22 protein-coding genes, 2 tRNA genes and 2 pseudogenes are annotated in these 25,914 nt (G+C 61.9%); 19 read left to right on the plus strand and 7 right to left on the minus strand.

What is annotated here, in order from left to right:
- The first annotated feature begins 196 nt into the window (after positions 1-196).
- The 16 genes from F8N96_RS14195 to F8N96_RS14270 all read left to right on the plus strand — a co-directional run bounded on the left by F8N96_RS14195 (position 197) and on the right by F8N96_RS14270 (position 20,208).
- Positions 197-706, plus strand: coding sequence for a sigma-70 family RNA polymerase sigma factor (locus F8N96_RS14195; RefSeq protein ID WP_150798328.1), 510 nt, complete (start codon positions 197-199; stop codon positions 704-706).
- Positions 700-1,653, plus strand: a complete 954-nt coding sequence (locus tag F8N96_RS14200) for a FecR domain-containing protein (protein WP_150798329.1) — start codon at positions 700-702, stop codon at positions 1,651-1,653. Before F8N96_RS14195 ends, F8N96_RS14200 begins: the two co-directional genes overlap by 7 nt.
- A 67-nt stretch (positions 1,654-1,720) precedes the next feature.
- Positions 1,721-4,144, plus strand: coding sequence for a TonB-dependent receptor (locus F8N96_RS14205; protein ID WP_150798330.1), 2,424 nt, complete (start codon positions 1,721-1,723; stop codon positions 4,142-4,144).
- A gap of 348 nt (positions 4,145-4,492) precedes the next feature.
- Positions 4,493-5,869, plus strand: coding sequence for a diaminobutyrate--2-oxoglutarate transaminase (locus F8N96_RS14210; protein WP_150798483.1), 1,377 nt, complete (start codon positions 4,493-4,495; stop codon positions 5,867-5,869).
- 210 nt (positions 5,870-6,079) lie between these two features.
- Complete coding sequence (locus F8N96_RS14215) at positions 6,080-7,861, plus strand: IucA/IucC family protein (RefSeq protein ID WP_150798331.1); 1,782 nt, start codon at positions 6,080-6,082, stop codon at positions 7,859-7,861.
- Positions 7,854-9,065, plus strand: coding sequence for a type III PLP-dependent enzyme (locus F8N96_RS14220; RefSeq protein WP_150798332.1), 1,212 nt, complete (start codon positions 7,854-7,856; stop codon positions 9,063-9,065). Before F8N96_RS14215 ends, F8N96_RS14220 begins: the two co-directional genes overlap by 8 nt.
- Positions 9,062-10,489 carry a DHA2 family efflux MFS transporter permease subunit gene (locus F8N96_RS14225; protein ID WP_150798484.1) on the plus strand — a complete coding sequence of 476 codons (1,428 nt, stop codon included), beginning with the start codon at positions 9,062-9,064 and terminating at the stop codon, positions 10,487-10,489. Before F8N96_RS14220 ends, F8N96_RS14225 begins: the two co-directional genes overlap by 4 nt.
- Before the next feature lie 21 nt (positions 10,490-10,510).
- Entirely contained in the window at positions 10,511-12,373 is a 1,863-nt protein-coding gene (locus F8N96_RS14230; protein ID WP_150798333.1) for an IucA/IucC family protein, read from the plus strand.
- Positions 12,367-13,140 carry an HpcH/HpaI aldolase family protein gene (locus F8N96_RS14235; RefSeq protein WP_191630746.1) on the plus strand — a complete coding sequence of 258 codons (774 nt, stop codon included), beginning with the start codon at positions 12,367-12,369 and terminating at the stop codon, positions 13,138-13,140. The genes F8N96_RS14230 and F8N96_RS14235 overlap by 7 nt, the downstream gene beginning before the upstream one ends.
- Positions 13,141-13,144: 4 nt before the next feature.
- On the plus strand, positions 13,145-14,992 hold the full coding sequence (locus F8N96_RS14240) for an IucA/IucC family protein (protein WP_150798335.1): 1,848 nt from the start codon (positions 13,145-13,147) through the stop codon (positions 14,990-14,992).
- Complete coding sequence (locus F8N96_RS14245; protein WP_150798336.1) at positions 14,985-15,905, plus strand: ABC transporter substrate-binding protein; 921 nt, start codon at positions 14,985-14,987, stop codon at positions 15,903-15,905. Before F8N96_RS14240 ends, F8N96_RS14245 begins: the two co-directional genes overlap by 8 nt.
- Positions 15,902-16,891, plus strand: a complete 990-nt coding sequence (locus F8N96_RS14250) for a FecCD family ABC transporter permease (RefSeq protein WP_150798337.1) — start codon at positions 15,902-15,904, stop codon at positions 16,889-16,891. Before F8N96_RS14245 ends, F8N96_RS14250 begins: the two co-directional genes overlap by 4 nt.
- Positions 16,884-17,915, plus strand: coding sequence for a FecCD family ABC transporter permease (locus F8N96_RS14255; protein WP_150798338.1), 1,032 nt, complete (start codon positions 16,884-16,886; stop codon positions 17,913-17,915). The genes F8N96_RS14250 and F8N96_RS14255 overlap by 8 nt, the downstream gene beginning before the upstream one ends.
- 12 nt (positions 17,916-17,927) lie before the next feature.
- Positions 17,928-18,719 (plus strand): ABC transporter ATP-binding protein, encoded by a 792-nt coding sequence (locus F8N96_RS14260; protein ID WP_150798339.1) that lies wholly within the window; start codon positions 17,928-17,930, stop codon positions 18,717-18,719.
- The gene (locus tag F8N96_RS14265) at positions 18,716-19,501 is read left to right on the plus strand and encodes an IucA/IucC family C-terminal-domain containing protein (RefSeq protein WP_150798340.1); all 786 of its coding nucleotides are present in this window, start codon (positions 18,716-18,718) and stop codon (positions 19,499-19,501) included. Before F8N96_RS14260 ends, F8N96_RS14265 begins: the two co-directional genes overlap by 4 nt.
- Positions 19,502-19,581: 80 nt before the next feature.
- The gene (locus F8N96_RS14270) at positions 19,582-20,208 is read left to right on the plus strand and encodes an RraA family protein (protein ID WP_150798485.1); all 627 of its coding nucleotides are present in this window, start codon (positions 19,582-19,584) and stop codon (positions 20,206-20,208) included.
- 243 nt (positions 20,209-20,451) lie between these two features.
- Here the strand turns inward: F8N96_RS14270 and F8N96_RS14275 are convergent, their stop codons facing one another.
- Positions 20,452-21,735, minus strand: a complete 1,284-nt coding sequence (locus F8N96_RS14275) for an NAD(P)/FAD-dependent oxidoreductase (RefSeq protein ID WP_150798341.1) — start codon at positions 21,733-21,735, stop codon at positions 20,452-20,454.
- A gap of 183 nt (positions 21,736-21,918) precedes the next feature.
- On the opposite strand from F8N96_RS14275, the gene F8N96_RS14280 reads away from it, so the two are divergent.
- Positions 21,919-21,995, plus strand: a tRNA-Val gene (locus F8N96_RS14280).
- Positions 21,996-22,174: 179 nt separating this feature from the next.
- Here the strand turns inward: F8N96_RS14280 and F8N96_RS14285 are convergent.
- The 3 genes from F8N96_RS14285 to F8N96_RS14295 all read right to left on the minus strand — a co-directional run bounded on the left by F8N96_RS14285 (position 22,175) and on the right by F8N96_RS14295 (position 22,957).
- Positions 22,175-22,387: a hypothetical protein gene (locus tag F8N96_RS14285; protein ID WP_150798342.1), complete on the minus strand. Its 213-nt coding sequence runs from the start codon at positions 22,385-22,387 to the stop codon at positions 22,175-22,177.
- A gap of 107 nt (positions 22,388-22,494) precedes the next feature.
- Positions 22,495-22,683, minus strand: coding sequence for a hypothetical protein (locus F8N96_RS14290; protein ID WP_150798343.1), 189 nt, complete (start codon positions 22,681-22,683; stop codon positions 22,495-22,497).
- Positions 22,684-22,747: 64 nt separating this feature from the next.
- Positions 22,748-22,957 carry a hypothetical protein gene (locus tag F8N96_RS14295; RefSeq protein WP_150798486.1) on the minus strand — a complete coding sequence of 70 codons (210 nt, stop codon included), beginning with the start codon at positions 22,955-22,957 and terminating at the stop codon, positions 22,748-22,750.
- A 122-nt stretch (positions 22,958-23,079) separates the two neighbouring features.
- Between F8N96_RS14295 and F8N96_RS14300 the strand changes: the two genes are divergently transcribed.
- Positions 23,080-23,156 (plus strand) — tRNA-Val (locus tag F8N96_RS14300).
- 1,179 nt (positions 23,157-24,335) lie between these two features.
- On the opposite strand, the pseudogene F8N96_RS14310 reads toward F8N96_RS14300, so the two are convergent.
- Both F8N96_RS14310 and F8N96_RS14315 read right to left on the minus strand, forming a co-directional pair.
- Positions 24,336-24,491 (minus strand): annotated as a pseudogene (locus F8N96_RS14310) (Fis family transcriptional regulator); the annotation flags it as partial.
- 10 nt (positions 24,492-24,501) lie between these two features.
- Positions 24,502-24,626, minus strand: a pseudogene (locus F8N96_RS14315) (type II toxin-antitoxin system RelE/ParE family toxin); the annotation flags it as partial.
- A gap of 222 nt (positions 24,627-24,848) precedes the next feature.
- On the opposite strand from F8N96_RS14315, the gene F8N96_RS14320 reads away from it, so the two are divergent.
- Positions 24,849-25,043 carry a hypothetical protein gene (locus tag F8N96_RS14320; RefSeq protein ID WP_150763177.1) on the plus strand — a complete coding sequence of 65 codons (195 nt, stop codon included), beginning with the start codon at positions 24,849-24,851 and terminating at the stop codon, positions 25,041-25,043.
- 48 nt (positions 25,044-25,091) lie between these two features.
- Here the strand turns inward: F8N96_RS14320 and F8N96_RS14325 are convergent, their stop codons facing one another.
- Positions 25,092-25,844 carry a carbonic anhydrase gene (locus tag F8N96_RS14325; protein ID WP_150798344.1) on the minus strand — a complete coding sequence of 251 codons (753 nt, stop codon included), beginning with the start codon at positions 25,842-25,844 and terminating at the stop codon, positions 25,092-25,094.
- Positions 25,845-25,914 lie beyond the last annotated feature (70 nt).

Below are 25,914 nucleotides of genomic sequence, written 5' to 3' on the forward strand. Positions count from 1 at the left end.
CCCGCCTGTTTCCATGCCGGCTCTCGATAGTGCTCAGCCCTGCCCAGTCGGGGCCTGCGCGGCCGATATTGCCTGTCTTTCGTTCAGGTCTTCCCATTATTCCCCACTGTAAACCGCATAAAAGGCTTGGTTTGCGGTAACAACACTAATTAGAATGAGTCGCATTTAAAATATTTCCTGCGCAGGGTTCCTTGACATGAGTGAAGCAGCGATGCCGGCGGCGCAAAATTTCCACGACTTGTACCGCGACCATCGTAGCTGGCTGGAAAGCTGGTTGAGACGACGCATGAGCAATGGCAGCGATGCGGCGGACCTGAGCCAGGACACCTTCGTGCGGGTACTCGCCAGCTCGCAGCACATTGCCGACCTGCAGGAACCCCGCGCCTACCTGGCGACCGTCGGCAAGCGCCTGCTCGCCAACTTCTATCAGCGTCGCAGTCTCGAGCAAGCCTACCTCGATGCCCTGGCGCTGCTGCCGGAGGAGTGTGTGCCGTCGCCCGAGCAGCGCTGGTTGCTGCTGGAAACCCTGCAAGCCCTGGACGAATTGCTCGATGGCTTGCCGGTCGCGGTGCGACGGGCCTTTCTCTGGAGCCAGCTGGAAGGCCTGGGTCACGCCGAGATCGCCCAACGCCTGCAAGTCTCCGAGCGCACGATCAAACGCTACATGGCCCAAGCCTACGAACATTGCCTGCTGGTGGAATGGTGACAGGTTCGCCCCCTTCGGCCGAAGCCCGCCAGGTCGTGCGAGCCGCCGCTCAATGGCTGGCACTGATGGAATCGGGCGCCGCCAATGACCGTGACCGGGCCAATCTGCAGCACTGGCGTGACAGCCATCCCAGTCACGAACAGGCCTGGCAGAGGGCCCAACTGTTGCGCCAACGTTTTGCCGACCTGCCGTCGACACTGGCCATGGCCAGTCTGGATCGGCCGCAGGCCAGTCGACGCCGGGTGCTCAAGCGGGCCGTGGGGGCGGTGGCGTTGGTGCCGGCCGCCTGGCTGATCAGCCGGCAGTTACCGCTGGATGTCTGGCGCGCCGACCTGCGCACCGCGACCGGGGAGGGCAAGAAGGTCCAGTTGGCCGATGGCAGTTCGCTGCAACTGAACACCGCGAGTGCCGTCGACATCGACTTGCAGCACCGGCGACTGACCCTGGTGGAAGGCGAAATAGCGCTGAACGTGCCCGGGACCTCGCCGTTGACGATCCAGACGCACTTCGGCCAGGTGATCGTCAGTCAGAGCCAGGTGTGCGTGCGTCAGGGGCAGACGGGTTGCAGGGTGTCCGTGCTGCAAGGTGCGGTGCAGTTGCAGCCGTTGCGCGGCCCGGTCTTTTCCTTGCGCGCCGGCCAGCAAGTCAGCCTGCTGGCGGCGGGTGCCGGTGCGGTGGAGCCATTCGACGTGCTTGCCCCCGGCTGGCGTGACGGGGTGCTGATGGCGCAAAACCAGCCCTTGGGGGATTTTCTGCGTGAACTCAGCAGCTATCGCCCGGGTGTATTGCGCTGGGAGCCGGCGCTCGAATCCCTGCGCGTCACCGGCAGTTTCCGCCTGGACGACACCGATCGCATCCTGTCGTTGCTGGCGTCCAGCTTGCCACTGGACGTGCATATGCGCACCCGGTACTGGGTGACTTTGCGGCCGCGCAAAAATATTGCATGAGGGCTGTCCCCTTTTTTCGTTCCGCTTGTCATTCAAGGCAAGTGAAACGAAATCAGAGAGATTCTCAATGCTTCCAGTGATGCCCTGCAGTACGCGTCTGGCTTCTTCCAGGCTGCGCCCGTTGTTGCACCTGAGTCTGCTGTTGAGTCTGGGTGCCTGTCCTTTATTTGTCGCCGTCAGCCATGCCGAAGACAGCCCCCGTCGCAGTTACCAGGTGCCCGCCGGCAGCCTCAGCGCCGCATTGACCCGCTTCGCCGGATTGGCCGGGGTCAACCTGTCGGTGGACCCGGCGCTGGTCAGCGGTCGCAACAGTCCCGGGTTGTCGGGGGACTACGCAGTGGAGGAGGGCTTTGCACGGCTGCTGCAGGGTTCCGGGCTGCAACTGCAGCCGGTGGGCGAACAGGCTTACATCCTGACCCCGGCGCCGGAAGGCGGCAGCCTGCAACTGGCCCCCACCTCGATTCTCGGGAACACGGGCGCAGAGGGCGGCGATGTCTATGCGGGCGGTCAGGTTTCACGCCGCAGTGCCCAAGGCTTGCTCGGCTCCAAAGACTTCATGGAAACACCCTTCAGCGTGACCAGCTACACCAGCGAAGCGGTCAAGAACCAGCAGGCTCGTACCTTGGGCGACCTGATCGCCAGCGACCCCTCGGTTCGCGCCACCAACCCGGCGGGCGGGCGGTATGAGCAGTTCACCATTCGCGGGTTGAGCCTGTTCAACAGTGATGTCGCCTACAACGGTCTGTACGGCATCCTGCCGACCTATACCATCGACATGGAGATGGCTGACCGCGTCGACGTCATCAAGGGCCCGAGCCAGCTGATCAACGGCATCTCGCCGCGGGGTAGCGTGGGTGGCGGGATCAACGTGGTGCCCAAGCGCGCGACCGACACGCCCGTCACTTCGTTTACCGGCATGTACGCTTCCGACAGCCAGGTCGGTGGTGCGGTGGATGTCGGCCGGCGCTTTGGCGAAGACAACAAGTTCGGTCTGCGTTTCAACGGCGTGAAGCAGTCCGGCGACACCGAATGGGACCACCAGAACGTCGACCGCGAGATGGCCGTGCTGGGCCTGGATTTTCGCGGTGAACGCCTGCGGCTCGCGACGGACATCGGGCGCACCGAACGTGACACCGACGCCCCGCAGGAGCGGGTGCAGGTCGGCCCCAACGCGCAGGTCCCCCGTGCCAGCGATGTGCGTCGCAACTATGCGCAGCCCTGGAGCCAGGCGAGCACCAACGACACCTTCGGCACGGTGAACGCTGAATACGATGTCAGCGATTCCGTCATGGTGTACGGCGCCGCGGGCGCGCGCAAAAGTAACCATGACTTCCTCCGTCATGCCGTTGCGGTCACCAACGACGCCGGCGATTTCAGCGTGCAACCCCGTGATTTCACCCGTGACGAAAATATCCGCACGGCCACGGCGGGGGTGCGCAACTGGTTCCATACCGGCCCGGTTAGCCACGAAGTCAACCTGGCCGCCAGCTACTTCTACATGGATTTTGAAAACGGCGGCGCCCGTTATGGCGCGGCCCCGAGCAACATCTACAACCCGGTGGAAACACCAACCCCGAACACCCCGACCCGACTGGATTCGAAGGTCTACACCGAGAACCGCTTCAGCGGCGTGGCGTTGTCCGACACCCTGGGCTTCTTCGATGATCGGCTGCTGCTGACCCTCGGCGCCCGCTGGCAGCGGGTCCAGGTGGACGACTGGACGGATAACGTCAAAGGCGCCACCGCCTACGATGAGGAAAAGGTTTCGCCGTCGGGCGGCATCCTGTTCAAGGCGACCGACAAGCTGTCGCTGTATGCCAACTACATGGAAGGCCTGAGCCAGGGCAAGATCGCGCCGTCGACCTCGGTGAACGAAGACGAGATCTTCCCGCCGTTCATCAGCCGCCAGGTCGAGGTCGGTGCCAAGTATGACGCCGGTGCATTCGCCGTGACTGCCGCGGTGTTCCGGATCAAGCAGCCGGCCTACGAGACCAACGCCACCACGCGGGTCTTCGGCCCCAATGGCAAGCGTGAGAACACGGGTGTGGAGCTGAGCGTGTTCGGCGAACCGCTCGACGGTTTCCGCCTGCTCGGCGGTGTCATGTACATCGACAGCAAGTTGAAGGAAACCACCAATGGCACCTTCGACGGCAACCGGGCGCCGGCCACGCCGAAATACAACGTCAACCTCGGCGCCGAGTGGGACGTGCCGAACGTCCAGGGCCTGACCCTGACCAGCCGGGGTATCTATTCCAGCTCGCAGTACCTGGACCAGTCCAACAACAAGGAAATCGATTCCTGGGAGCGTTTCGACGTGGGCGCACGCTATGCGTTCAAGGTCGAGCAGAAGAACATCACCCTGCGGGCCAACATCGAGAACGTGGCGGACAAGCGCTACTGGAGTTCGGCCGGCGCCTCGGATGACAGCGAGCCTGGCTTGACGCTGTCGACCCCGCGCACTTACCTGCTTTCGGCTACCGTCGACTTCTGATTGACCCCTTTCATACGCCCCAGGGAGGGGGCGTCTTCGTTGGACGGATTCGTACAGAGGTAGATCATATGCACACCGTCAGTTAAATAACGATCAAGACACTTGCGGATAAGTTGCTGTCTGTCGGCGACCTATAGCGAAGCTGTTATTGCATTACAAGATCATGGCTAGATCATGGCACTTTTCGGCGTTCATACCAGGTTCATTAACTTGGTCTTCGACGTGTCTGATGGTTTTTAAAAGTAGTTCCAGTCGCGATAGATCAATACCCAAATAAGTATTAAGAATTAGTTGCAACAACTTGTTAATGAGAATAAGTTGCATATCGAATTTAACGAGGGTGAACCGATGTTGAATGATGGCGTATTGCACTCTAATCCACTGCAAAAAACCAATGCCGACTATCTGGCTCGACAAAGCAAGTTCGAATCCAATGTGCGCAGTTACCCACGCAAGTTGCCACTGGCCATCGCCAAGGCACACGGACTTTGGGTGACTGATGTCGAGGGCCATACTTACCTCGATTGCCTGGCCGGTGCCGGCACCCTGGCCTTGGGCCACAATCACCCGGCGGTCATGGCCAGCCTCGACAGCTTTCTTGCTTCAGGCCTGCCGATGCACACGCTGGACCTGACCACCGCGGTCAAGGACGCCTTCAGCGAAACCCTGCTCGGCCTGCTGCCGAACCAGGGCCGGGATTACTGCCTGCAATTTTGCGGGCCGTCCGGGGCGGATGCGGTGGAGGCTGCGCTGAAACTGGCCAAGACCTATACCGGTCGCAGCAACATCATCAGCTTCAGCGGGGCTTACCATGGCATGACCCACGGCGCCCTGGCCCTGACCGGCAACACCGCGCCGAAAAACGCCATCGCCAGCCTGATGCCCGGGGTGCAGTTCATGCCGTACCCCCACGAATACCGTTGCCCGCTGGGCATTGGCGGCGAGGCCGGGGTCGAGGCCTTGACCCACTATTTCACCCAGTTCATCGAAGACGTCGAAAGCGGCGTGTCACTGCCGGCGGCGGTAATCCTGGAAGCGGTGCAGGGCGAGGGCGGGGTCAACTGCGCGCCGGCCAGCTGGCTGCGGGCGATCCGCGATGTGACGCGCAAGCACGGCATCCTGCTGATCCTCGACGAAGTGCAGACCGGTTTCGGCCGCACCGGCAAGATGTTTGCCTTCGAGCACGCCGACATCGAGCCGGACCTGATCGTCATGTCCAAGGCGGTCGGCGGCGGGTTGCCCATGGCGGTGCTGGGCATCCGCCGGGAGTTCGACGCCTGGGAGCCTGGCAACCACGCCGGCACCTTCCGCGGCAACCAGATGGCCATGGCCGCGGGGTTGGCGACGTTGCAGGTGCTGCAACAGCAGAACCTCGCCGCCCAGGCCGAGCGCCAAGGTCAGTGGCTCACGGACCGCTTGGTCGAGTTGCAGGTGCATTACCCGGCCCTGGGCCAGGTGCGCGGGCGCGGCCTGATGCTGGGCATCGAGATCGTCGACGAGCGCCAGCCGGCCGATCGCCACGGGCATTACCCGATGGACCCGGCGCTGGCCGCAGCCATCCAGCAACAGTGCTTCAAACAAGGCCTGTTGCTGGAACGCGGAGGGCGCAAGGGCAATGTCATCCGCTTGTTGCCACCCTTGATTATCGACGATGAACAATGTCGGCAAGTGATCCAGCGTTTTGATAACGCCGTGGCTGCAGCAGTCCTGCAATTGCGCACTTGAATGAACTAATCGAAGTTGCATTAGTCGCCAGTCATATTGAAGGTTTAATGACAGTGGCGCCAGTCACTTTGATCGTCTGATCATATGAAGGGTTCAGTGAAGCGATCTCGTTACGTGGGGTTTTGTCGACTGTTCAATCCGTCGGTCAATGACTCATTTTTTTCGCCCTATAACGTATCAGTGACCTCACAGGGCTACTGTGGAGCACCCATGAATCATCCCGATCGCAAAGTTTTATCGAACATGGTCAGTGAATTGGCGACGACCTGCGCGTTGCTCAATTGTTTGATCAAAGAGTTCGCCTTGCCGGAAAACTGCCTCAGTTACAGTTGGCCGACGCAGATGCAAGGCATCGCCCCGGGCAGTTACCTCGAGGGCCTGGAATGGAAGGGCATTCCCCTGACCATCACGCTGCCCAACCGGCAGCAGTTCTTCGTGATGGTGGACCGCCGTGATGGCCTCGGCAGCCATCGTTACCTGTCGGACGTCTATGCCCGGCGCGGAGAGGGCGACTGGTCGAGCCTGAGGTTCGCCGAGTTCGTCGAGCAGATGCTCGCGGCATGCGAACACATGACCCGCGCCAGCAACGACGAGTTGCTGGACCAGGTGCTGCAAAGCCAGTTGCTGACCGCGGCCATCGTCGGCCACAACTCACCGAAGGACTCGGATCCGCTCGGCGGCTACCTGGCCAGCGAGCAGGGCTTGTGGTTCGGCCACCCGAATCACCCGGCACCCAAGGCGCGCCTGTGGCCCGCGCATCTGGCCCAGGAAACCTATGCGCCGGAATTCCAGGCCCGCACGCCGTTGCACCTGTTCGAGGTGCCGCTGGAAGGGCTGAGCGTCGGCGCCAACGGCCTGAGCAAGGCCCAGGTGCTGGCAGGTTTTGCCGATCAGACCCAGGCGCGGCCCGGGCACGCCGTGATCTGCATGCACCCGGTCCAGGCGCAGTTGTTCATGCAGGACGCCCGGGTGCAGCGCTTGCTGAAATCCACGGCGATCGTCGATCTGGGCGCCACGGGGCTGATGGCCAATCCCACCGCGTCCATCCGCACCTGGTACATCGAGGGCCATGATTTTTTCATCAAGGGCTCGCTGAACGTACGCATCACCAATTGCGTCAGGAAAAACGCCTGGTACGAACTGGAAAGCGCGCTGCTGATCGACCGGATCTTCCGCAACCTGCAACTGACCCAACCCGAGACGCTGGGCGGGCTGTCGGTGGTGGCCGAACCGGGCCTGTTGAGCTGGGCGCCGCACCAGGCCAGCGAAGCCGACAGCCACTGGTTCCGCGAACAGACCGGGGCGATCCTGCGGGAGAATTTCTGCCTCGACACCGGCACCGACTGCAGCATCATGGCCGGTACGCTGTTTGCCCGGGGCCTGCATCTGCGGCCGCTGGTGCACGAGTTCCTCAGCCGCTTCAACGGCGACGATATCCTCGACCAACAGCTGTTGAGCTGGTTCGACGACTATCAGGCGCTGTTGCTGCGGCCGGTGCTGGCGCTGTTCTTCAACCACGGCATCGTGATGGAACCGCATCTGCAGAACAGCGTGCTGGTGCATGACAACGGTCGCCCGCAACGCCTGCTGCTGCGGGACTTCGAAGGGGTCAAGCTGACCGGTGAACTGGGTGCTTCGCGGATCGACGCCGAGGTTCATCCCCGGGTGCGTGAGTCGCTGCTCTATTCCCGTCAGCAAGGCTGGAACCGCATCGTTTACTGCCTGTTCGTCAACAACCTGTCCGAGGCGGTGCTGGCCCTGAGTTGGGAACGGCCGCACCTGGCGCCGCTGATGTGGCAACGAGTCGAACAGCAATTGATCAGCATCCGTGCCGAACTGACCCGTGCCGCGCCGGAGCTGGATGCGCTGATCGCCGGTCAGCCGATTGCCTGCAAGACCAATCTGAAAGTGCGCCTGGCCGCCAAGGCCGATCGCCAGGCCAGCTACGTCAACCTGGTGTCTCCGTGGGGCAAGGAGGTCCAGCATGGATAAGCTGCCCGCAACGGTGGTGGCCGCCATCGATCAAGCCCGTGCACAGCAGGAAGATCCCCTGGCCCTGTTCATCTATGACCTGGATGCGCTGCAGCGGCACGTGACGCAGGTGATGGCGGCACTCCCTGCAGGCGTGGAGCTTTACTACGCGATCAAGGCCAACAGCGAGCCGCAGATCCTAGCGACCTTGGCGCCGCTGGTGCACGGGTTCGAGATTTCCTCCGGGGGCGAGATCGATCGCCTCCAGGCCTGCCCGACACGCAAGCCGTTCATCTTCTCCGGCCCCGGCAAACTGGATTCCGATCTGCGTTCGGCGCTGGAGCATCAGGTCGAAGCGATTCACATCGAAAGCCTGAATGAAATCGTCCGCCTGCAACGGCTGGCACTGGAAGCGGGGCGCGTGCAGGACGTACTGCTGCGGATCAATCCCGAGCTGCCGTCGCCACTGTCCAGCAAACTGGCGATGGCCGGCACCGCCACGCCCTTCGGGATCGACGAGTCGGAACTGGCCCGGGCGGTGAGTCGGGTCGATAACGCCAGCCACCTGCGGCTCAAGGGTTTCCACGTGCATGCGATGTCTCATCAGTCGCAGGTGGAGCGCCACGAGCAACTGCTCGATCTGTACCTGCAGCGCTGGCCGCAATGGAAGGCCTTGTCGGCGCAACCCGCGACCATCACTCACCTCAATGTCGGCGGAGGCCTGGGGGTCAATTACCTCGGCCCGCAGCAATTCGACTGGCAGCGTTTGTGCGCGCACCTGGGGCGGAGCCTGGCAGCCTGTGCCGATGCGCCCGTCGTGCGCTTCGAACCCGGTCGTTTCATCAGCGCCTTCTGCGGCTATTACGCCATCGAAGTGCTGGACAGCAAAACCAGTCACGGCAAGCACTTCCTGGTTTGCCGTGGTGGCACCCATCAGTTCCGGCTGCCGGTGGCCCAGGGGCACGATCACCCGGTCATTCATCTGCCCCGACATCGCCTGACACCGGCGGCGACGCAGCAGGACTGGACCGTCGTCGGGCAACTCTGTACGCCCAAGGACGTGCTCAGCCGTGACTGCCCGCTGACCGGGGTGGAGATCGGCGACATGCTGGTGCTGCCGCTGGCGGGGGCCTACGGCTACAACATTTCCCATGCCGATTTCCTCTGTCATCCGCGACCGCCGCAGGTGTTCGTGCAAGAGGCCGGAGTCGCATCGTGGGGTTGACCTTTACCGTGCCCCGCTGGCTGGTGGTGGTCAATGTGCTGTTGGGGACGCTGACGGTCAGCCTGAACAACAGTTCGCTGAATCCGGCGTTGCCGGCGTTCATGGAGGCCTTCGACATCGGCCCGTTGTTGGCCACCTGGATCGTCGCCGCGTTCATGGTGAGCATGGGCATGACCATGCCCCTCACCAGTTTTCTCAGCCAGCGCATGGGCCGCAAATCCCTGTATTTGTGGGGCGTGGCGTTGTTCGTCTGCGGTTCGCTGTTGGGGGCGCTGGCCAACTCCATCGCACTGGTGATCACCGCACGGGTGGTGCAAGGCATTGCCAGCGGGCTGATGATTCCGCTGTCCCTGGCGATCATTTTCTCTGTGTACGCCAAGGGCGAGCGGGGCAGGGTTACCGGCCTGTGGGGCGCGGCGGTGATGCTGGCGCCGGCGCTGGGGCCGTTGTGCGGCAGCCTGATGCTGGAGTGGTTCAGCTGGCGTTCGCTGTTCCTGATGAATGTGCCCATCGGCCTGCTGGCGCTGGTGCTTGGCGTCGGTGTGCTGCCGGCTTCTGCCCCGTCGGAGCGCAAACCCTTCGACCTGGCGGGTTACCTGCTGATCGCGACGGGCATCGGTCTGCTGATGGTCGCCGTGGGTCGCCTGCGTCACGCCGAGGCCCTGGCCGATCCTTTCAATCTCGGGCTGTTGCTGGTGGCGATCCTGTGCCTCGTTGCCTTCGTGCGCCTGGAACTGAACCGCGCCGCGCCGCTGCTCAACCTGCGCATCTTTGCCCTGCGCGGTTATCGCCTGAGCGTGATCATCGCCGTGGTGCAGTCGGTCGGCATGTTCGAGTGCCTGGTGCTGCTGCCCCTGCTGGTGCAAATGGTGATGGGCTACAGCGCGATCTGGACCGGCCTGTCGCTGCTGTGCACGGCCCTGTTCGCCAGCCTGTTCGGCCATCTCGGCGGCAAGTGGCTGGACCGTCACGGCCCGCGCGGGGTGGTGTTCTGGGGGCTGCTGTTGACCGGTGGCGCCACGTTGGGCCTGGGCCTGCTGGATGCCAGCGCTTCAATCGCCGTGGTGTTTGTTTTGATGATGGTCCGCGGCGCCGGGCTGGGCCTGTCCTATCTCCCCATCACCACTGCCGGGCTCGACGCGCTGCCTGAACCGATGGTCACCCAGGGTGCGGCGATGAACAACATTTCTCGCCGCCTCGTGTCGTCGCTGGCGATCGTGGTCGCTTCGCTGTGGCTGGAGTTCCGTCTGGCGGGCGAGGCCGGGGGCGGGGCGGTTTCGATGGCCAGCCCCGGGGCGATCAGCGAGGTGTTCATGGTCACCGGCATCCTCATCCTGCTGGCACTGCCCTGTGCCTGGCGGTTCCCGCTTCCCGTATCCGACGAGCCGGCCGAGGCAGTGCCTTCGGCCCTCGAACAGCGTTAATTCTTTTCACCGACAAGGTTCATGACTATGGCGACTTCTTCACAGGCAACAACAGGTTCTGCGCCAGGCGTCTGGCTGGCGACGGCCGATCCCCGCCACTATCAACAAGTGGAACAGCGCGTGGTCGGTCAACTGCTGCAAACGCTGCTGTATGAAAACGTCTTGCCCTATCGCCATTCGCCGCTGGAGGGTGGCCAGCAGCGTTTTGTCGTCAGCGGCCTCGATGCCCGGCAACAGCCGGTGGAGTACCGCTGCAACGGATTGCTCAGCGCCAGCTTCGAGCTGATCCGCCTCGACTATGCCAGCCTCGAGCGTGTGGATGCCGCGGGCGAGCACCACCGGCCGCACCTGCATCAGGCCCTGGCGGAACTGCTGGGCGAACTTCAGGACAGCCCGCACCTGCCACGCTTCACCCATGAGCTGGAGCAGACCCTGCTCAAGGACCTGCAATCGCGCAGCCAGGGTTATCAAGCGGCCCAACCCAGCCATCAACTGGATGCCGATGCGCTGGAACAGCACTTCATGGACGCCCACAGCTATCACCCTTGCTACAAGTCGCGCATCGGTTTCTCGCTCCAGGACAACGCCCGTTTCGGGCCGGAATTTGCCGCGCCGATCGCCATTGTCTGGCTGGCGGTGGCCAAGACCTGCGGGGCGATGAACATCTCGCGGCACCTGGATTACGACGGATTCATCCAGCAGGAATTCGGCCTTCAGCGCTGGCAGCAGCTCGCGGCGAATCTGCGCGACCAGGGCAAGGCGATGGACGATTACTGGCTGATGCCGGTGCACCCGTGGCAGTGGGAAAACGTCATCGTGCCGGTGTTTTACCCCGAGCTGGTCAGCGGTGAAGTGATCCATCTGGGCACCACGGATGATCGCTATCAGGCGCAGCAGTCGATCCGCACACTGGCCAACGTCACGGAAAAACAGCGGCCTTACGTCAAGCTCGCCCTGAGCATGACCAACACCTCCAGCACCCGCATCCTGGCCCGGCACACGGTGATGAACGGCCCGATCATCACCGACTGGCTGCACCAGTTGATCCGCAGCGACAGCACTGCCCGTGACCTTGGCTTTGTGATTCTCGGCGAGGTGGTCGGCGTCAGTTTTGACTACGATCACCTGCCCGCCACGCGGATGTCCCAGGCCTACGGCACCCTGGGCACGCTGTGGCGCGAGAGCATTCATCAGTACCTTGAAGACGATGAGCAGGCGGTGCCGTTCAATGGCTTGAGCTCGGTGGACAATCGCTACGGCAGCGGTGAACAAACGCCGTTCATCGATGCCTGGATCAAGCAATACGGCCTGCATGCCTGGACCCGCCAACTGTTGCAGGTGGCGGTGTCGCCGATCATCCACATGCTGTACGCCGAAGGCATCGGCATGGAATCCCATGGGCAGAACATCGTCCTGATCGTCAAGCAGGGCTGGCCGCAGCGCATTGCCCTGAAAGACTTCCACGACGGTGTGCGCTATTCACCGCAGCACCTGGGGCGTCCCGAACTGTGCCCGACCCTGGTGCCGCTGCCTGCCAGCCACGCCAAGCTCAACCGCAACTCGTTCATCCTCACCGACGACCTGGATGCGGTGCGGGATTTCTCCTGTGATTCGTTCTTTTTCATCGCCCTGGCCGAGATGGCGATCTTCCTGCACCAGCACTATCAGCTGGAGGAAGCCCTGTTCTGGCAAATGACTGCCGAAGTCATCAGCGCTTACCAGGCCGACCATCCGCAACACCGTGTGCGTTACGCGGCGTTTGATGTGTTTGCGCCGTTCTATGAAGTCGAAGAACTGACCAAGCGCCGCCTGCTGGGCGACGGCGAGCGTCGTTTCAAATCGGTGCCCAATCCGCTGCACGCCTTCGGGCCGCAATCATGCTGAGGACCAATCTGCTCAAGCAGAAGCTCAGTGCGAGGGAGCCGGTCTACGGCTTGATCAGCTCGATTCCGGCCCCGGCCGCCATCGAATTGATTGCCGAGGCCGGTTTCGATTTCGTGATCATCGACATGGAGCACGTGCTGATCAACCCCGAAACCGTGGAGAACATGATCCGCACCGCCGAGAGCTACGCGTTGACACCTCTGGTGCGGGTGGCGGACCTCAACCCGAAAACCTTGCTGCGCCTGCTCGATGGCGGCGCCCAGGGCATCGTGCTGCCGATGATCGAAAGCGCCGAATCCCTGGCCGACAGCATTCGGGCCTGCAAATACCACCCCCAGGGCACTCGCAGCCTGAATGCCGGGCGTCCCGGTGCGTTTGGCAAGCACAGCCTGGCGGAGTACGTCGGGCTGGCCAATCAGCAAATCATGGTGGTGGCGATGATCGAAAGCGCCGCAGGCGTGCGCCGGGCGGCCGAGATTGCCGCGGTGCCTGGCCTGGACATGATCCTCGAAGGCGCTGCCGATTTGTCGCAATCCATGGGCACGCCCTGGCAGATCGACCGGCCCGAGGTGCAGCAGGCGCTGCTCGCCAGCTGGCAGGCCGCCAGTGCCGCCGGCGTGCCGTATTGCGCGATTCCACGCCAACCGGGCGACCACGAGCGTTGGTTGGCCCGCGGGGTAAACAGTTTTGTTTTGGGTGACGAGCGTGGCATCGCTTTTCGTGCCCTCCAGGCCAGATTGGCCGCCACTTCAGCAGAAGGAAAATAATCGGATGAATTTCACCGCAATGGCCGCCGACAACGTGATGCAGGATCTGGTCGACTGTTTGCTGGCCGAACATTTTTTCGGCACCGAGCCGCTGAACCTGGTGGCGCCCTCGGCATCCGCCGACCAGCCATTTACCGGTCTGAGCGCCGGGCAACGGATCTGGGAATGGCCCTGCGGTCCCCAGGGCTGCATCGTCATTGCCCTGCGTCCCGGCATCACCCAGCAATGGGAAAAAGTACCGGGCACGCCGGTATGGGCGCGCCAGGATGAGCAGTTGACCGAGCTGTCTCCCGAGGCCTTCACCACCCAGGTGCTGGCCGGGATGACCGAACGCTACCCGGACAATGAAAAGGGCTTCGCGCTGTTCCTCGATGTGCTGCGCACCAGCGTGCGGCAAACCGAGTTGTCCCTCAGCCATGGGGTCGACAGCGAACGCTTGCTGGAAAAAGGCAACGCGGACTTCTTCCTGACCATGGAGCAGTGGGCCTCGCTGCGTGATCGTCCTTATCACCCGCTGGCCAAGGCCAAGCAGGGTTTGAGCGACAGCGAATACCAGCAGTATCAGGCCGAGTTCGCTCGCCCGGTGGCCTTGCACTGGGTGGCGGTCGATCGCACCTTGCTGCAATGCGGCGACGGTGTGACGGACCTGGCGCAGAGTTATCCCGCCCGGTACCTGTTGCCGCCGCTGTTGCAGGCCGACTTGCAACAAGAGTTGCACCAGCGGGGCATTGCCCAGAGCCATGTCGCGCTGCCGGTGCACCCGTGGCAGTTCGAGCATGTGTTGCAAGCGCAGCTTGGCGACGCGTTTGCCCGCGGCGACTGCCAGCGACTGGACTTCACCGACGGTGACTTCTTCGCCACCTCATCCTTGCGTTCGATGACGCCGTGCTTCAACAGTGCCGATTACCTCAAGCTGCCGATGGCGATTTATTCCCTCGGCGCCTCGCGTTACCTGCCCGCGGTGAAAATGATCAATGGCGGCTTGAGTGAGGCGTTGCTGCGTCAGGCGCTGGGCAAGGATCAAACCCTGCAACAGTCCCTGCACCTGTGCGATGAAACCAAATGGTGGGCGTTCATGCCGCCGGACGCGACGCTGTTCGACGAAGCGCCGCGGCACCTGTCGGCCATGGTCCGTGGTTATCCACCGGCGCTGCTGGCAGATCCGGACACCCGACTGGTGCCCATGGCGGCGCTCGGCACGCCGCTGCCCGGCAGCAACCGGCACTTTTTCGATGACTGGATGGCTTACCGCCAATTGCCGGCCAACCCGGCATCGGTGATGACCCTGTTCCGCGAGCTGTGCCACAGCTTCTTCGACATCAACCTGCGGATGTTGCGCATCGGCATGCTCGGGGAAATCCACGGGCAGAACGCGGTGCTGGTGTGGAAGGCCGGTCACGCCCAGGGGCTGCTGTTGCGCGATCACGATTCGTTGCGCATCTACGTGCCGTGGCTGGAACGCAACGGCCTGGCCGACCCGGCCTACCGGCTGAAGAAGGGGCACGCCAACACGCTGTACCACGATCGCCCCGAAGACTTGCTGTTCTGGTTGCAGACCCTGGGTATTCAGGTCAACCTCCGCGCCATCATCGATACGCTGGCTGAGGTCTACGCATTGCCCGCGACCCGGTTGTGGAAGGCCATGGGTGAGGAGCTCAACGAGCTCATCGACACTATCGAGTTTGATGCCGAGGCGCGAACCATGATCAAGCACCAGTTGTTCGAAGCACCGCACTGGCCACAGAAATTGTTGCTGACCCCGATGATCGAACGGGCGGGCGGCCCTGGCAGCATGCCGTTTGGCAAAGGCCAGGTGGTCAACCCGTTCCACAGGCTCGATCACGATGCCTGAACCGCGACATCATCCTTCCAGGCGCACGCTGCTGCGCCTGTCCCTGGGGGCGCTCGCCCTCAGGTGTTGCACGCCGGCGTGGGCCGAGACCGGCGCCGCGCCGTTGCGGGTGATCACCCTGTTTCAGGGCGCCACCGACTGCGCCGTGGTGTTGGGCGTGACGCCCTGTGGCGTGGTGGATTCCTGGAGCGAGAAACCGACCTATCGCTATTTGCGCGAAGCCCTGGGCGCCGTGCCCCATGTCGGGCTGGAAACCCAGCCCAGCCTCGAGGACATCGCGCTGCTCAAGCCGGACCTGATCGTGGCCTCGCGCTTTCGCCATGAGCGCATCGCACCCTTGCTCAGGCAGATCGCCCCGGTGCTGATGCTGGAGGAAGTGTTTGAGTTCAAGAAGACCCTGGCCCTGATGGGCGCTGCATTGCAGCGGCAACAGCAGGCCGACGACATTCTCAACCGCTGGCAGCAGCGTGTGGCGCAACTGCGTCAGCAATTGCAGCAGACCTTTGCCGGGCGCTGGCCGCCGACGGTGTCGATCCTGGATATCCGCGAAGACCACATCCGCAGCTATCTGCCGGCCAGCTTCCCCGGTTCGGTGCTCAGCGAACTGGGCTTCAACTGGAGTGACGGCAGCCGGGAGGCGAGCGGGGTGTCGATCAAACTCACCAGCAAGGAGAGCCTTGCGGTGGTGAATGCCGACATCTTTTTTGTGTTTCTGCGGGCGCAGAACGCGGCGGTGCAACGCAATTACGAGAGCCTGGTGCAACACCCGCTGTGGCGGCAGATGCGTGCCCCGCAGCAAGGCCAGGTGTGGCAGGTCGACGGCATCGCCTGGAGCCTGTCGGGCGGCATGCTGGGGGCGAACCTGATGCTCGACGACGTGGCCCGGGTGGCTGCGGCGCAGGTGGCCTCATGAGTCCTGGTGCAAAGCTGTGTAGCGCAGGTGTCGTGTTGCTGCTGTGCTGTGTGTTGAGCCTGGCGGTCGGCGCCACCTGGATTCCGCTGCCGCAGATTGCCGCGGCGTTTGTCCATCCCGACCCGCTGAGTATCGATCATGTGCTGGTGACCACCACGCGGCTGTCGCGGACCCTGATGGCGATTTCCGTCGGCGCCAGCCTGGCGGTGGCGGGGGCGCTGATGCAGGCACTGACGCGTAATCCGCTGGCGTCTCCCGGCCTGTTCGGGATCAATGCCGGTGCGACCTTTTTCATCATCCTGTTTTCCTCGGTCTTCTCCCTGGCCTCGCCGGATGCCTGGCTGTGGTGTGCCTTTCTTGGCGCCGCCGTGGCGGGGTGCCTGGTGTGGCTGATCGGCAACATGGGGCAGGGCAGTCTCAGTCCGCTGCGCATCGTGCTGGCGGGGGCGGCGATGGCCGCGCTGTTCTCCGCCTTCAGCCAGGCATTGCTGGTGGTCAACCAGGATGGCCTGGACACGGTGCTGTTCTGGATGGCCGGTTCCTTGACCGAACGCAGCCTGGCGACCGCCGCCCCCTTGTTGCTGTGCGCGGTGCTCGGCTTGTCGGGGGCACTGTTGCTGGGCGGGCAGCTCAACGTACTGAACGCCGGGGAAGAGATCGCCACCGGGCTGGGACAGCGAACCGGCCTGATCCGGCTGCTGATGAGCGTGCTGGTGATCTGCCTGGCGGGCAGCGCCGTGGCGTTGGCCGGCAGCATCGGTTTCATCGGCCTGCTGGTGCCGCACATGGTGCGCAAGGGATTGTCCATCGACCATCGCTGGCTGTTGCCCGGTTGTGCGCTGCTGGGGGCCATTCTGCTGCTGTTGGCGGATACCCTGTCGCGGGTGGTGATCCTGCCGCAGGAGGTGCCGGTGGGCGTCATGACGGCGCTGTTCGGCGCGCCGTTCTTTATCATGCTGGCGCGGCGTGGAGGTCGTTATGGATAAGGTGGTGACCTGGCGCCGGGGCGGGTATTCCCGGCAGGTCAACCTGGGTACCTGGTGGCGACTTGGGGCGGCGCTGCTGGTCACCTCGCTGGTGATGCTCGGCTCGTTGGCGCTGGGCAAGGTGGTCCTCTCGCCCTTCGAGGTGTTGCGCATCCTGTTTTCCACCCAGGACCCCAGCCTGACCCTGATCGTCGAGCAACTGCGTTTTCCGCGGATTGTCCTGGCGGCCTTGGTGGGGGCGGCGCTGTCGGTGTCCGGGCTGATCCTGCAAAGCATCATCCGCAACCCGCTGGCGTCGCCCGACCTGCTGGGCATCACCAGCGGTGCCAGCGCCGCCGCCGTGCTCTACCTGTCGTTCCTGTCGGTGACCCTGGGGCAACAGTTTCTGCCCCTGGCGGCGATGCTCGGAGCGGCCCTGGCGACACTGGCCATTTATCTGCTGGCCTGGAAGCAGGGCGCCTCGCCGTTGCGCCTGGTGCTGATCGGCGTCGGCGTGTCGGCGATGTTGACGGCGGCGACCACCTTCATCCTGGTCTTCAGCCCACTGACCACCACCCTGTCGGCGTATGTCTGGTTGACCGGCAGCGTCTACGGCGCCAGTTGGCCCGAGCCCCTGGCGCTGGCGGGCTGGCTGTTGGGCATTTGCCCGTTGCTGGTGCTGCTGGCGCGGCAGGTGATGGTGCAACAGCTGGACGACCACCTGGCCCAGGGCATCGGCGTGCGCGTGCAGTGGCTGCGGGCCGGTCTGTTGCTGGTGAGTGTGGCCTTGGCCGGCGCGGCCGTTGCCTGGGGGGGCGCGATCGCCTTTGTCGGGCTGATTGCGCCGCACATCGCCAAGCGCCTGGTAGCCCCGGGTTTCGCCGGTCAAGCGGTGATGGCGGCGCTGGTCGGGGCCAACCTGGTGATGCTGGCGGACCTGGCCGGGCGCACGCTGTTCTTGCCCCTGGATCTGCCGGCGGGGATCTTTGTCGCGGTCCTGGGCACGCCCTTTTTTCTCTATCTGTTGATTAAACAACGTCATTAAGGAACTCAACGCATGACGTCGATTGCAAGTCGCGGCCTGACCCTGAGCTATCAGCGCCAGGTGATTATTGACGCGCTGGACATGCAACTGCCCAAGGGCAAGATCTCGGTGCTGATCGGCAGCAATGGCTGCGGCAAAAGCACCCTGCTCAAATCCTTCGCCCGGTTGCTGAAACCGCAGCAAGGCTCGGTGATTCTCAACGGGGTGGATATCCAGCAAAAATCCACCGCGGCGGTGGCGCGTGAACTGGCGATCCTGCCCCAGACCCCGACCGCGCCGGAGGGCATTACCGTGCGCCAGCTCGTGGCGCTGGGTCGATACCCGTATCAGAGCTGGATGCAGCAGTGGTCGGTCGAAGATGAAGCCATGGTCAATCGCGCCCTGGAGCAGACCAGCCTGCAGGCGCTGGCCGATCGACCGGTGGACGCCTTGTCCGGCGGGCAGCGCCAGCGGGCGTGGATCGCCATGACCCTGGCCCAGGACACCGGCATCATGCTGCTGGACGAGCCGACCACCTTTCTCGACCTGGCGCACCAGATCGAAGTCCTGGACCTGCTGCGCGACCTCAACCGGCTCGAGAACAAAACCATCATCATGGTGCTGCACGACCTCAACCTGGCCTGTCGTTATGCCGATCATATGGTCGCGGTGCATGAGCGTACGGCGTTTGCCCAGGGCCGGCCCGAGGACGTCTTGACCCAGGCCCTGGTCAAGACCGTGTTCGACCTCAACTGTCGAATCATTCCTGACCCGTTCTTTGGTACGCCGATGTGTATCCCGTTCGGTCGGGAATTGCCGCAATGAGTCTGGCTGGTTATTTCACGGCGCCAGAGTGGGCGGTGTTGTCCGGTGGATTGCGGCTCAAAGACATTGAAGAGCGCGACCCGTTACGCTCGCTGATGGCCCGGGACTTGTTGCAGGAGGAGGTGTGCGAACAACTGCTGGACGCCTTGGGCCCGGTGATCGGCTCGCCGACCCGGGCGATCACTGCCTCGTTGCTGGGTAAGCGTTTATCGTTTTTGGCGACCGGTGCCTGCCTGTATGCGATGTCGGTGTACGACAAGGGGCTGCTGCTGTCCCTGGACAACACGGTGATCGAGTACGGCCACGATGACGGGCTGTGGACCTCGTCGCTGCCGCTGCATCACGGCCAGCCGCTGACCTATGGGGTGAACGAGCGCGAGGCCTGGCGGGAAGCCGTGGTGCAGGCGCTGTTTGCCGGGCTGCTGAAACCGCTGTGGCAAACCTTCAACCGGGTCACGGGCGTTTCACGGCGCATTCTCTGGGAGAACAGCGCCGTACGCGTGTATTCGTTGTATGAAAAACGCATGGCAAAAATTGACGATCCGTCGGTGCGCGAACGCTGCGAAGCGGATTTCAAGTGGTTGCTGACCCAGGCACAACCTTCACTGTTCGGCCTCGACTACAACCCGCTGAGCCATTTCCGCCGGCCGCCGACACTGGTCGACGACGGGCAACGCAGCATTCGCTTTCGCCGCACCTGTTGCTTCTACTACCTGGCCACCGAGCCTGCTGAATACTGCTCGACCTGCCCATTGCTACGTCCGGGGAAAAAATGCCGATGAGCGATCAGATCAACCCTCGCCAGCAGCTCGTCAGCCGGGAGCAGCCAGACCCGTCCATTGCCACGTCCGGGGAAATGCCGATGAGCTATCAGATCAACCCTCGCCAGCCAGTCGTCAACCAGGAATTACTCGCCGCTTACCGGTCGATCCCTTCGTCCACCATCGGCCATTTTTCCGACCGTGGCTTCCTGCGCGGGATCAAGCCGTTGTTCAACGACATCCGCATGGTCGGCCATGTCGTCACCGTCAAAGTCTTCCCGCCCGATGGCAGCATTCTGCGTGAGGCCCTGTTGTCGAGCGAGCCAGGCGACGTGCTGGTGATCGAATGCGTGGGCGACGAGGAATGTGGTTGCTGGGGCGAGCTGCGCACCCTGGCGGGATTGATCAAAGGCCTGGCCGGGGTGGTGGTGTCGGGTGCCGTCACCGACGTCAGCGCCTTGCGTCGTCATGGCTTGCCGGTGTTTTGCCGGGACGTCAGTGCATTCACCACCCGCGGCATCGGCGCCCGTGGCGAAGTCAATCAGGCGATCCAGGTTGGCGAGGTTCGGGTGCAGCCGGGAGACCTGGCCATCGGTGACGATGACGGCGTCTTCATCCTCGATCCGCGGCAGGCCGCCGAGCTGCTGCCCGAGCTGTTGATCAAGGAGGAAGCGGACCAGCGGCGCAGAGCCGAATTCCTGCAGCGGCTCCACGCCCGTCCTGCATAAGTCGGCGCAATCGCCCCTGTAGGAGCTGGCTTGCCAGCGAAAGCGGCCTCAAGCCTTGCAGCGCCCATGCAGACGCCTTCGCCGGCAAGCCGGCTCCTACACAGGGTATGCGTTGACCACAATCCATCTTACACAGCTGATCCCTGTAGGAGCTGGCTTGCCAGCGAAAGCGGCCTCAAGCCTTGCAGCGCCCATGCAGACGCCTTCGCCGGCAAGCCGGCTCCTACAGGGGAGGGCGCCCGCTCAGAACCCGAACTTGTCGCGCAACCCGTAATACCACGCCCCCAACGCCGCAAACGGTGTCCGCAGCATCTGCCCACCGGGAAACGGATAATGCGGCAGGTCGGCAAACGCGTCGAAACGCTCCGCCTGGCCACGCAAGGCCTCCGCCAGGACCTTGCCCGCCAGGTGCGTATAAGTCACCCCATGACCGCTACAGCCCTGGGAATAGTAGATGTTGTCCCCCAAGCGTCCGACCTGAGGCAGGCGCGACAACGTCAGCAGGAAATTGCCGGTCCAGGCGTAATCGATCTTCACGTCCTTGAGTTGAGGAAAGGCCTTGAGCATCTTCGGCCGGATGATCGCTTCAATGTTCGCCGGATCCCGCGCGCCATACACCACGCCACCGCCGAAAATCAGACGCTTGTCGCCACTCAGGCGGTAATAGTCGAGCAGGTAATTGCAGTCTTCGACGCAATAATCCTGAGGCAGCATGGCCCTGGCCAGTTCCTCGCCCAGCGGCTCGGTGGTAATGACCTGTGTCCCGCAAGGCATCGACTTGGCGGCCAGCTCCGGCACCAGATTACCCAGATAGGCATTGCCGGCAACGATGATGAACTTCGCCCTGACCTTGCCCTGTGGCGTATGCACCACCGGGCTCGCCCCGCGCTCGATCCGCACCGCCGGCGACTGCTCATAAATAGTGCCGCCCAACGACTCGACGGCCGCGGCTTCGCCCAGCACCAGGTTCAGCGGATGAATGTGCCCGCCACTCATGTCGAGCATGCCGCCGATGTATTGATCGCACGCCACCACTTCACGGATCCGGCGTTGATCCATCAGCTCCAGCTGGGTGTGACCGAAACGCTCCCACAGGCGCTTCTGGGATTCCAGGTGCCCCATCTGCTTGGCGGTGATGGCCGCGAACACGCCGCCATCCTTCAGGTCGCACTGGATATTATATTTGGCAACCCGCTCGCGAATGATCCGCCCGCCCTCGAACGCCATCTGCCCCAGCAACTGAGCCTGCTTGGGCCCGACACTGCGTTCGATCACATCGATGTCACGGCTATAGCTGTTGACGATCTGCCCGCCATTACGCCCCGACGCGCCAAAACCCACCTTGGCCGCTTCCAGGACCGTCACCCGAAAACCGTGCTCCAGCAAAAACAGGGCAGAGGACAGCCCGGTGTAACCGGCACCGATCACACAGACATCCGTCTCTACTTCATCCTGCAGGGCCGGGCGCGGCGGAACCGCATTGGCCGAAGCGGCGTAGTAGGACTCGGGGTAGGGTGTGTGCGCCATCCTGCAGCCTCTGTTTAATATATTTTACGAGTGCATCGATCCTACCCGAGTTAAAAATCGGCCGCCAGCCACCGCAAACGCTTCTTTGCCGCGGCAAAATTAAATATTTTGCATATTCATAGGGTTAGCTCGAAAAAAGGTGTTGACACCCCTCCGCAATTCCGTAGAATGCCGCCTCACAGCAGGCACGTAGCTCAGTTGGTTAGAGCACCACCTTGACATGGTGGGGGTCGTTGGTTCGAGTCCAATCGCGCCTACCAAACAAAATCCGCTCTGCTGGGCGGTCTGGAAGGGCTCACCGAAAGGTGGGCCCTTTTTCGTTGTCGATTGAAAAATCTCATAAGCGCTGAGGCTCGATACGCGGTGTCAGTCCGTGCCTTGCGCCTCCAGGCTTTGCCTCGACGGTCCCTGGCGTTCTCAGCGATCGAGGAACGGAATGTCACCGATCATTCAGCAGTTCGGCGACCCCGCGCGTGATGAATTCCAGGTTCTCATCGAGCTTGTTCAGAGAGCTGCGGATCCTGACGGCATGCTCGGCGGGGCCATGCAGTTGCTCGATCCAGATGGAGAGCGCCTCGACGGACTCCGCAATGGCGAGCTGGTTTTCGTTGAGCTTGAATATCAGCGAAGGGACGAGGTCGTGGGTAGGCATGGCTGATTCCTCCTTTGAGTGAGGAAAGCGTAGCAGGCAAAAAATCTGCAATCCGCACGATCCTCCCCGGCTTCACTCGGCGTAAGCGGTCAGCCGAGTCTATTGCTTCAGCTTGCGATCGCGATTCTCAGAGCTACCGCGGCTTCAAGAAGCTTATTCGCCTGGCTCGAGACAGCGGTTGCCAAGGGAGCATTTCCGGCGTCTTTCAACATGGCTGCCAAATCGAGCAGCTTCCCCACCTCGATCTCGACTACGCGAACGGATTCGGTTATCTGGTATTGAAGTGAGTGCGCCATGCCATAAGCCCTCGTTCCAGATCGGCCAGGACTCCCGTATGCCAGGTAGTCCGCGGTACCTCTTTCAATGAAGCGTCTTGACCCTGCGACTTTCGCCGATCCTGATCCGGTCCAGCGCCCGGTTTAGAGAGTCCAGGGCATCGAGCAGGGCTTTCGCCTCGGTTTCCCGACCATCTCCCCAAAGTCGTTCAGCCATTTTATTCAGGGCCTGGATGGATCTCTCTATTTCGGCAGAGCTTGCTGTACTGGTGTCTGTCGGGTGTTTCTTTGTCATTTTCACAATTTCTGCAGTGCCCGCACGAAAAAAGGTGACGGGATTATTCTCCTGGAAGGAACGAAAAAAAATAGATCCCCCTTTTTTATTCCCCGAAAATCCGTAGAATGCCGCCACACAGCAGGCACGTAGCTCAGTTGGTTAGAGCACCACCTTGACATGGTGGGGGTCGTTGGTTCGAGTCCAATCGCGCCTACCAAACAAAATCCGCTCTGCTGGGCGGTCTGGAAGGGCTCACCGGGAGGTGGGCCCTTTTTTGTTGTTTTTGATTTATGCACAACGTTCACAGCCTATCGGAATCGTTCACACCGGGGGTAATGTGAGCGCCTGGAGCCTGTTCCGGTCTGCGATTCTTCCCTATAGCCCGAGCCTCGTCACCACCGGTCTTCTCCCGCTATTGAATAATTGCAACTGCTCCTCCACCTCCACCTCCGGTGCCACCGCCACCGCCACCCCCACCCCCAGATCCACCGCCACCCGCAGACCCGCCGCCAGATCCGCCGCTACCTCCCGATCCGCTTCCAGATCCGGTTCCTGCTCCCGTTCCTGATGTGGAGCCGGACGATGTGGTGGACGCGTCCCCATCGGAATCATCGTCATCACGGGTGCTGGCGTAGCCGCCGGCAATAGCGAATTGTTTAAGCAGGAGGTCATAACTAACGATAGCGGCTACATTTTTGCCTTGGTAGCCTACACCTACGGGGAGCCCAAACATTGGGGTGGGGGCAAAGGGATAGTAGCTGACACCTGCCGACGCGATGCCGCTATTTTCATCCCTGCTGGAAGTTGCATGAAGTGTAAAGCCTATGCCGGTATTTGCACCAAAAGCATAAGTTATGCCAGCAAAAGCGCCTATGTCAGCGTGTGCGATCGATGCCGCACAAGAGACAAGCGCAGCAGCTAAAATAATTCTTTTCATTTCTATCACCCCAAGGAAGCTCTGGAAAAGTCCTCTTTCTCTCAGCCCACAAAAAGCAATAACTCATGAATTTTTAAGTTGTTATTTTTAGATCGGCTCCTTCGAGCCGGATGGGGGTTTTCCAGGGCCCCAACGTCTGCAACATGACGTGAGCTTAGGCTCGGAGGGGGGACTTTCAAGACCGTTCGTCGGCAGATTTTTGCGAGTGATGCCGTGCTTGATGGTCCCGGATTGAGGCCGCCGGGCTTTGCGCCAGGCTGAGCGGCTCTCATACAACACAACCTGCAAAGGAGGGCGAACGTGCTATGCGCAACTTCAAACTGAAGTTCCTGAACGACGCCGATGACTCATGCCCGAAGTGCTACGAGAGCGATAAACCCATCAAAGTCGGAGATGCAATTTTTGTTGAAAACGGCTTTTGGCATGGTGTTATGGATATTCGAATTCTGAAGAAAGATATTCTGCTAACTCTTTCGAAATCCTCTCAGTCTCCAGCTTCATCGTCTCGGCTATCTGCCAAGAGATGAGGCGCTTCAGCGCGGCTGCGCAGACTTCCTCGACAAGGCCTTGTTCGGCGAGGAAGTCGTCAAAGTCAGATCCGATATTTTTGTTCATGCGCTGTACCTCATAGTCTTGCTTTGCGCTGCTTGGCAGTGGCCATGTCAGACGCTGGTGTTTTTTTGCTCTTCTTGATGAAGCCGTGGAGCAGAACCATTCGGAGCCTGCGACGGTGAAGAGAACACGGGAGAGTGGCGATGATGACGTGGAGTCGCAATCAGGCGGTTCTGAAGGGGGCGTGAGAAATTTCCCATAGAGTAAGCGGTAAACCGATCATTCATTAGTCTTGTGTAATTGGCGCTCATAAAGCTATCGAAGCCGGCCTTTTTATCGGTCGGATTCTAGTAAGGGAGCACGGCTTGTCAGCAATTCGGGCGTAAACTAGCCGGGCTACCTCATCAAAAGGAGCCGCATATGATCGCCGACCAAACCAACAAACAGGCCGCTGATACCCGGACTGTCTGGGATCAGTACTTCTGCGCTGCGTTGATTGCAGAAAGCAACCTGACGGCACCCGTTGTCGGAGGGGCTACGCACGAGGACAGGCAGAACCTGTTGATTGAAAGGGCCAGAACCCTTGCCGACAAGATGATGGAAAACAGGAAATAACCGGAGCCCAGCCATCGCGCTGGGCTCTTTCTGTCCGGGGTGTCCGGCTCAGGTGATCATGTCTACTTTGCCAGTCGCCAGGCGATAGACGCCGCCCACTATCTTCAACGTGCCCTTGCTCAGCGCATCGGTCAGCAAGGGCGAGGCATGTTTCAGGCGCTCCACCGAGTCTTTGACGTTTTGCGCGGTGGCGTTTTCGATAAGGCTCCCGGGTTGGCTGAGCACTTTCTCGATCGAAGGCTTGAGCGCGTCAGTCAGTTTCGGGATATGGCCAGGGAAAACGGTGTGGTCCTTGACGGCTTTGATGCCTGCATCGATGGCGCCGCAGCTTTCGTGGCCGAGCACGAGGATCAAGGGTGCACCGAGTACCGCGACGGCGTATTCGAGGCTGGCCAACCCCTCGTCCGTGACGAAGTTGCCCGCGACTCGTATGGCGAAAAGATCGCCTCGGGCGGTGTCGAACGCGTACTCGGGGGCAATGCGAGAGTCGGAGCAACCCAATACCGCCACGAACGGGTTCTGGCCGGAGACCAGGGCTTCTCGCTCATCCTTGAAGTCATGGGTCTTGGAATCGCCGGCAACATAACGTTGATTGCCTTCCATCAGTCTTCGCAGGGCATTGTCGGGGCTGATCGAGTTTTGCGGTTTGGGGGGAGCGGCGGTTTTCTCTGCCGCCCGGGCGATCTTGTCGGGCAGTGCACCAGCCAGTAGCAGGGCGCCTGCGCCCAGTCCGGCAAACCGAAGAAACCTACGACGACCACTCGCGATTGGCATGGCGTTTGAATCACATGATTCACACATGATCTTGTGTACTCGGGTCAGTTGGGGGGAACGACTTCGCATCAAGGGCTGGTGCCGCGACGAGCTGTCA

Origin of the sequence: Pseudomonas fluorescens (assembly GCF_902497855.1) — a bacterium.
In the GTDB taxonomy this organism is placed as follows: domain Bacteria; phylum Pseudomonadota; class Gammaproteobacteria; order Pseudomonadales; family Pseudomonadaceae; genus Aquipseudomonas; species Aquipseudomonas fluorescens_BI.

What these genes read in the sequence shown, in the direction of transcription:
- F8N96_RS14255 (WP_150798338.1), top strand. Translation starts at nt 16,884, where the DNA reads ATGGATAAGGTGGTGACCTGGCGCCGGGGCGGGTATTCCCGGCAGGTC.
- F8N96_RS14275 (WP_150798341.1), bottom strand. Translation starts at nt 21,735, where the DNA reads ATGGCGCACACACCCTACCCCGAGTCCTACTACGCCGCTTCGGCCAAT.
- F8N96_RS14290 (WP_150798343.1), bottom strand. Translation starts at nt 22,683, where the DNA reads ATGGCGCACTCACTTCAATACCAGATAACCGAATCCGTTCGCGTAGTC.
- F8N96_RS14265 (WP_150798340.1), top strand. Translation starts at nt 18,716, where the DNA reads ATGAGTCTGGCTGGTTATTTCACGGCGCCAGAGTGGGCGGTGTTGTCC.
- F8N96_RS14210 (WP_150798483.1), top strand. Translation starts at nt 4,493, where the DNA reads ATGTTGAATGATGGCGTATTGCACTCTAATCCACTGCAAAAAACCAAT.
- F8N96_RS14250 (WP_150798337.1), top strand. Translation starts at nt 15,902, where the DNA reads ATGAGTCCTGGTGCAAAGCTGTGTAGCGCAGGTGTCGTGTTGCTGCTG.
- F8N96_RS14320 (WP_150763177.1), top strand. Translation starts at nt 24,849, where the DNA reads ATGATCGCCGACCAAACCAACAAACAGGCCGCTGATACCCGGACTGTC.
- F8N96_RS14240 (WP_150798335.1), top strand. Translation starts at nt 13,145, where the DNA reads ATGAATTTCACCGCAATGGCCGCCGACAACGTGATGCAGGATCTGGTC.
- F8N96_RS14215 (WP_150798331.1), top strand. Translation starts at nt 6,080, where the DNA reads ATGAATCATCCCGATCGCAAAGTTTTATCGAACATGGTCAGTGAATTG.
- F8N96_RS14205 (WP_150798330.1), top strand. Translation starts at nt 1,721, where the DNA reads ATGCTTCCAGTGATGCCCTGCAGTACGCGTCTGGCTTCTTCCAGGCTG.
- F8N96_RS14200 (WP_150798329.1), top strand. Translation starts at nt 700, where the DNA reads ATGGTGACAGGTTCGCCCCCTTCGGCCGAAGCCCGCCAGGTCGTGCGA.
- F8N96_RS14325 (WP_150798344.1), bottom strand. Translation starts at nt 25,844, where the DNA reads ATGTGTGAATCATGTGATTCAAACGCCATGCCAATCGCGAGTGGTCGT.
- F8N96_RS14285 (WP_150798342.1), bottom strand. Translation starts at nt 22,387, where the DNA reads ATGCCTACCCACGACCTCGTCCCTTCGCTGATATTCAAGCTCAACGAA.
- F8N96_RS14220 (WP_150798332.1), top strand. Translation starts at nt 7,854, where the DNA reads ATGGATAAGCTGCCCGCAACGGTGGTGGCCGCCATCGATCAAGCCCGT.
- F8N96_RS14270 (WP_150798485.1), top strand. Translation starts at nt 19,582, where the DNA reads ATGAGCTATCAGATCAACCCTCGCCAGCCAGTCGTCAACCAGGAATTA.
- F8N96_RS14235 (WP_191630746.1), top strand. Translation starts at nt 12,367, where the DNA reads ATGCTGAGGACCAATCTGCTCAAGCAGAAGCTCAGTGCGAGGGAGCCG.
- F8N96_RS14245 (WP_150798336.1), top strand. Translation starts at nt 14,985, where the DNA reads ATGCCTGAACCGCGACATCATCCTTCCAGGCGCACGCTGCTGCGCCTG.
- F8N96_RS14260 (WP_150798339.1), top strand. Translation starts at nt 17,928, where the DNA reads ATGACGTCGATTGCAAGTCGCGGCCTGACCCTGAGCTATCAGCGCCAG.
- F8N96_RS14195 (WP_150798328.1), top strand. Translation starts at nt 197, where the DNA reads ATGAGTGAAGCAGCGATGCCGGCGGCGCAAAATTTCCACGACTTGTAC.
- F8N96_RS14295 (WP_150798486.1), bottom strand. Translation starts at nt 22,957, where the DNA reads ATGACAAAGAAACACCCGACAGACACCAGTACAGCAAGCTCTGCCGAA.
- F8N96_RS14230 (WP_150798333.1), top strand. Translation starts at nt 10,511, where the DNA reads ATGACTATGGCGACTTCTTCACAGGCAACAACAGGTTCTGCGCCAGGC.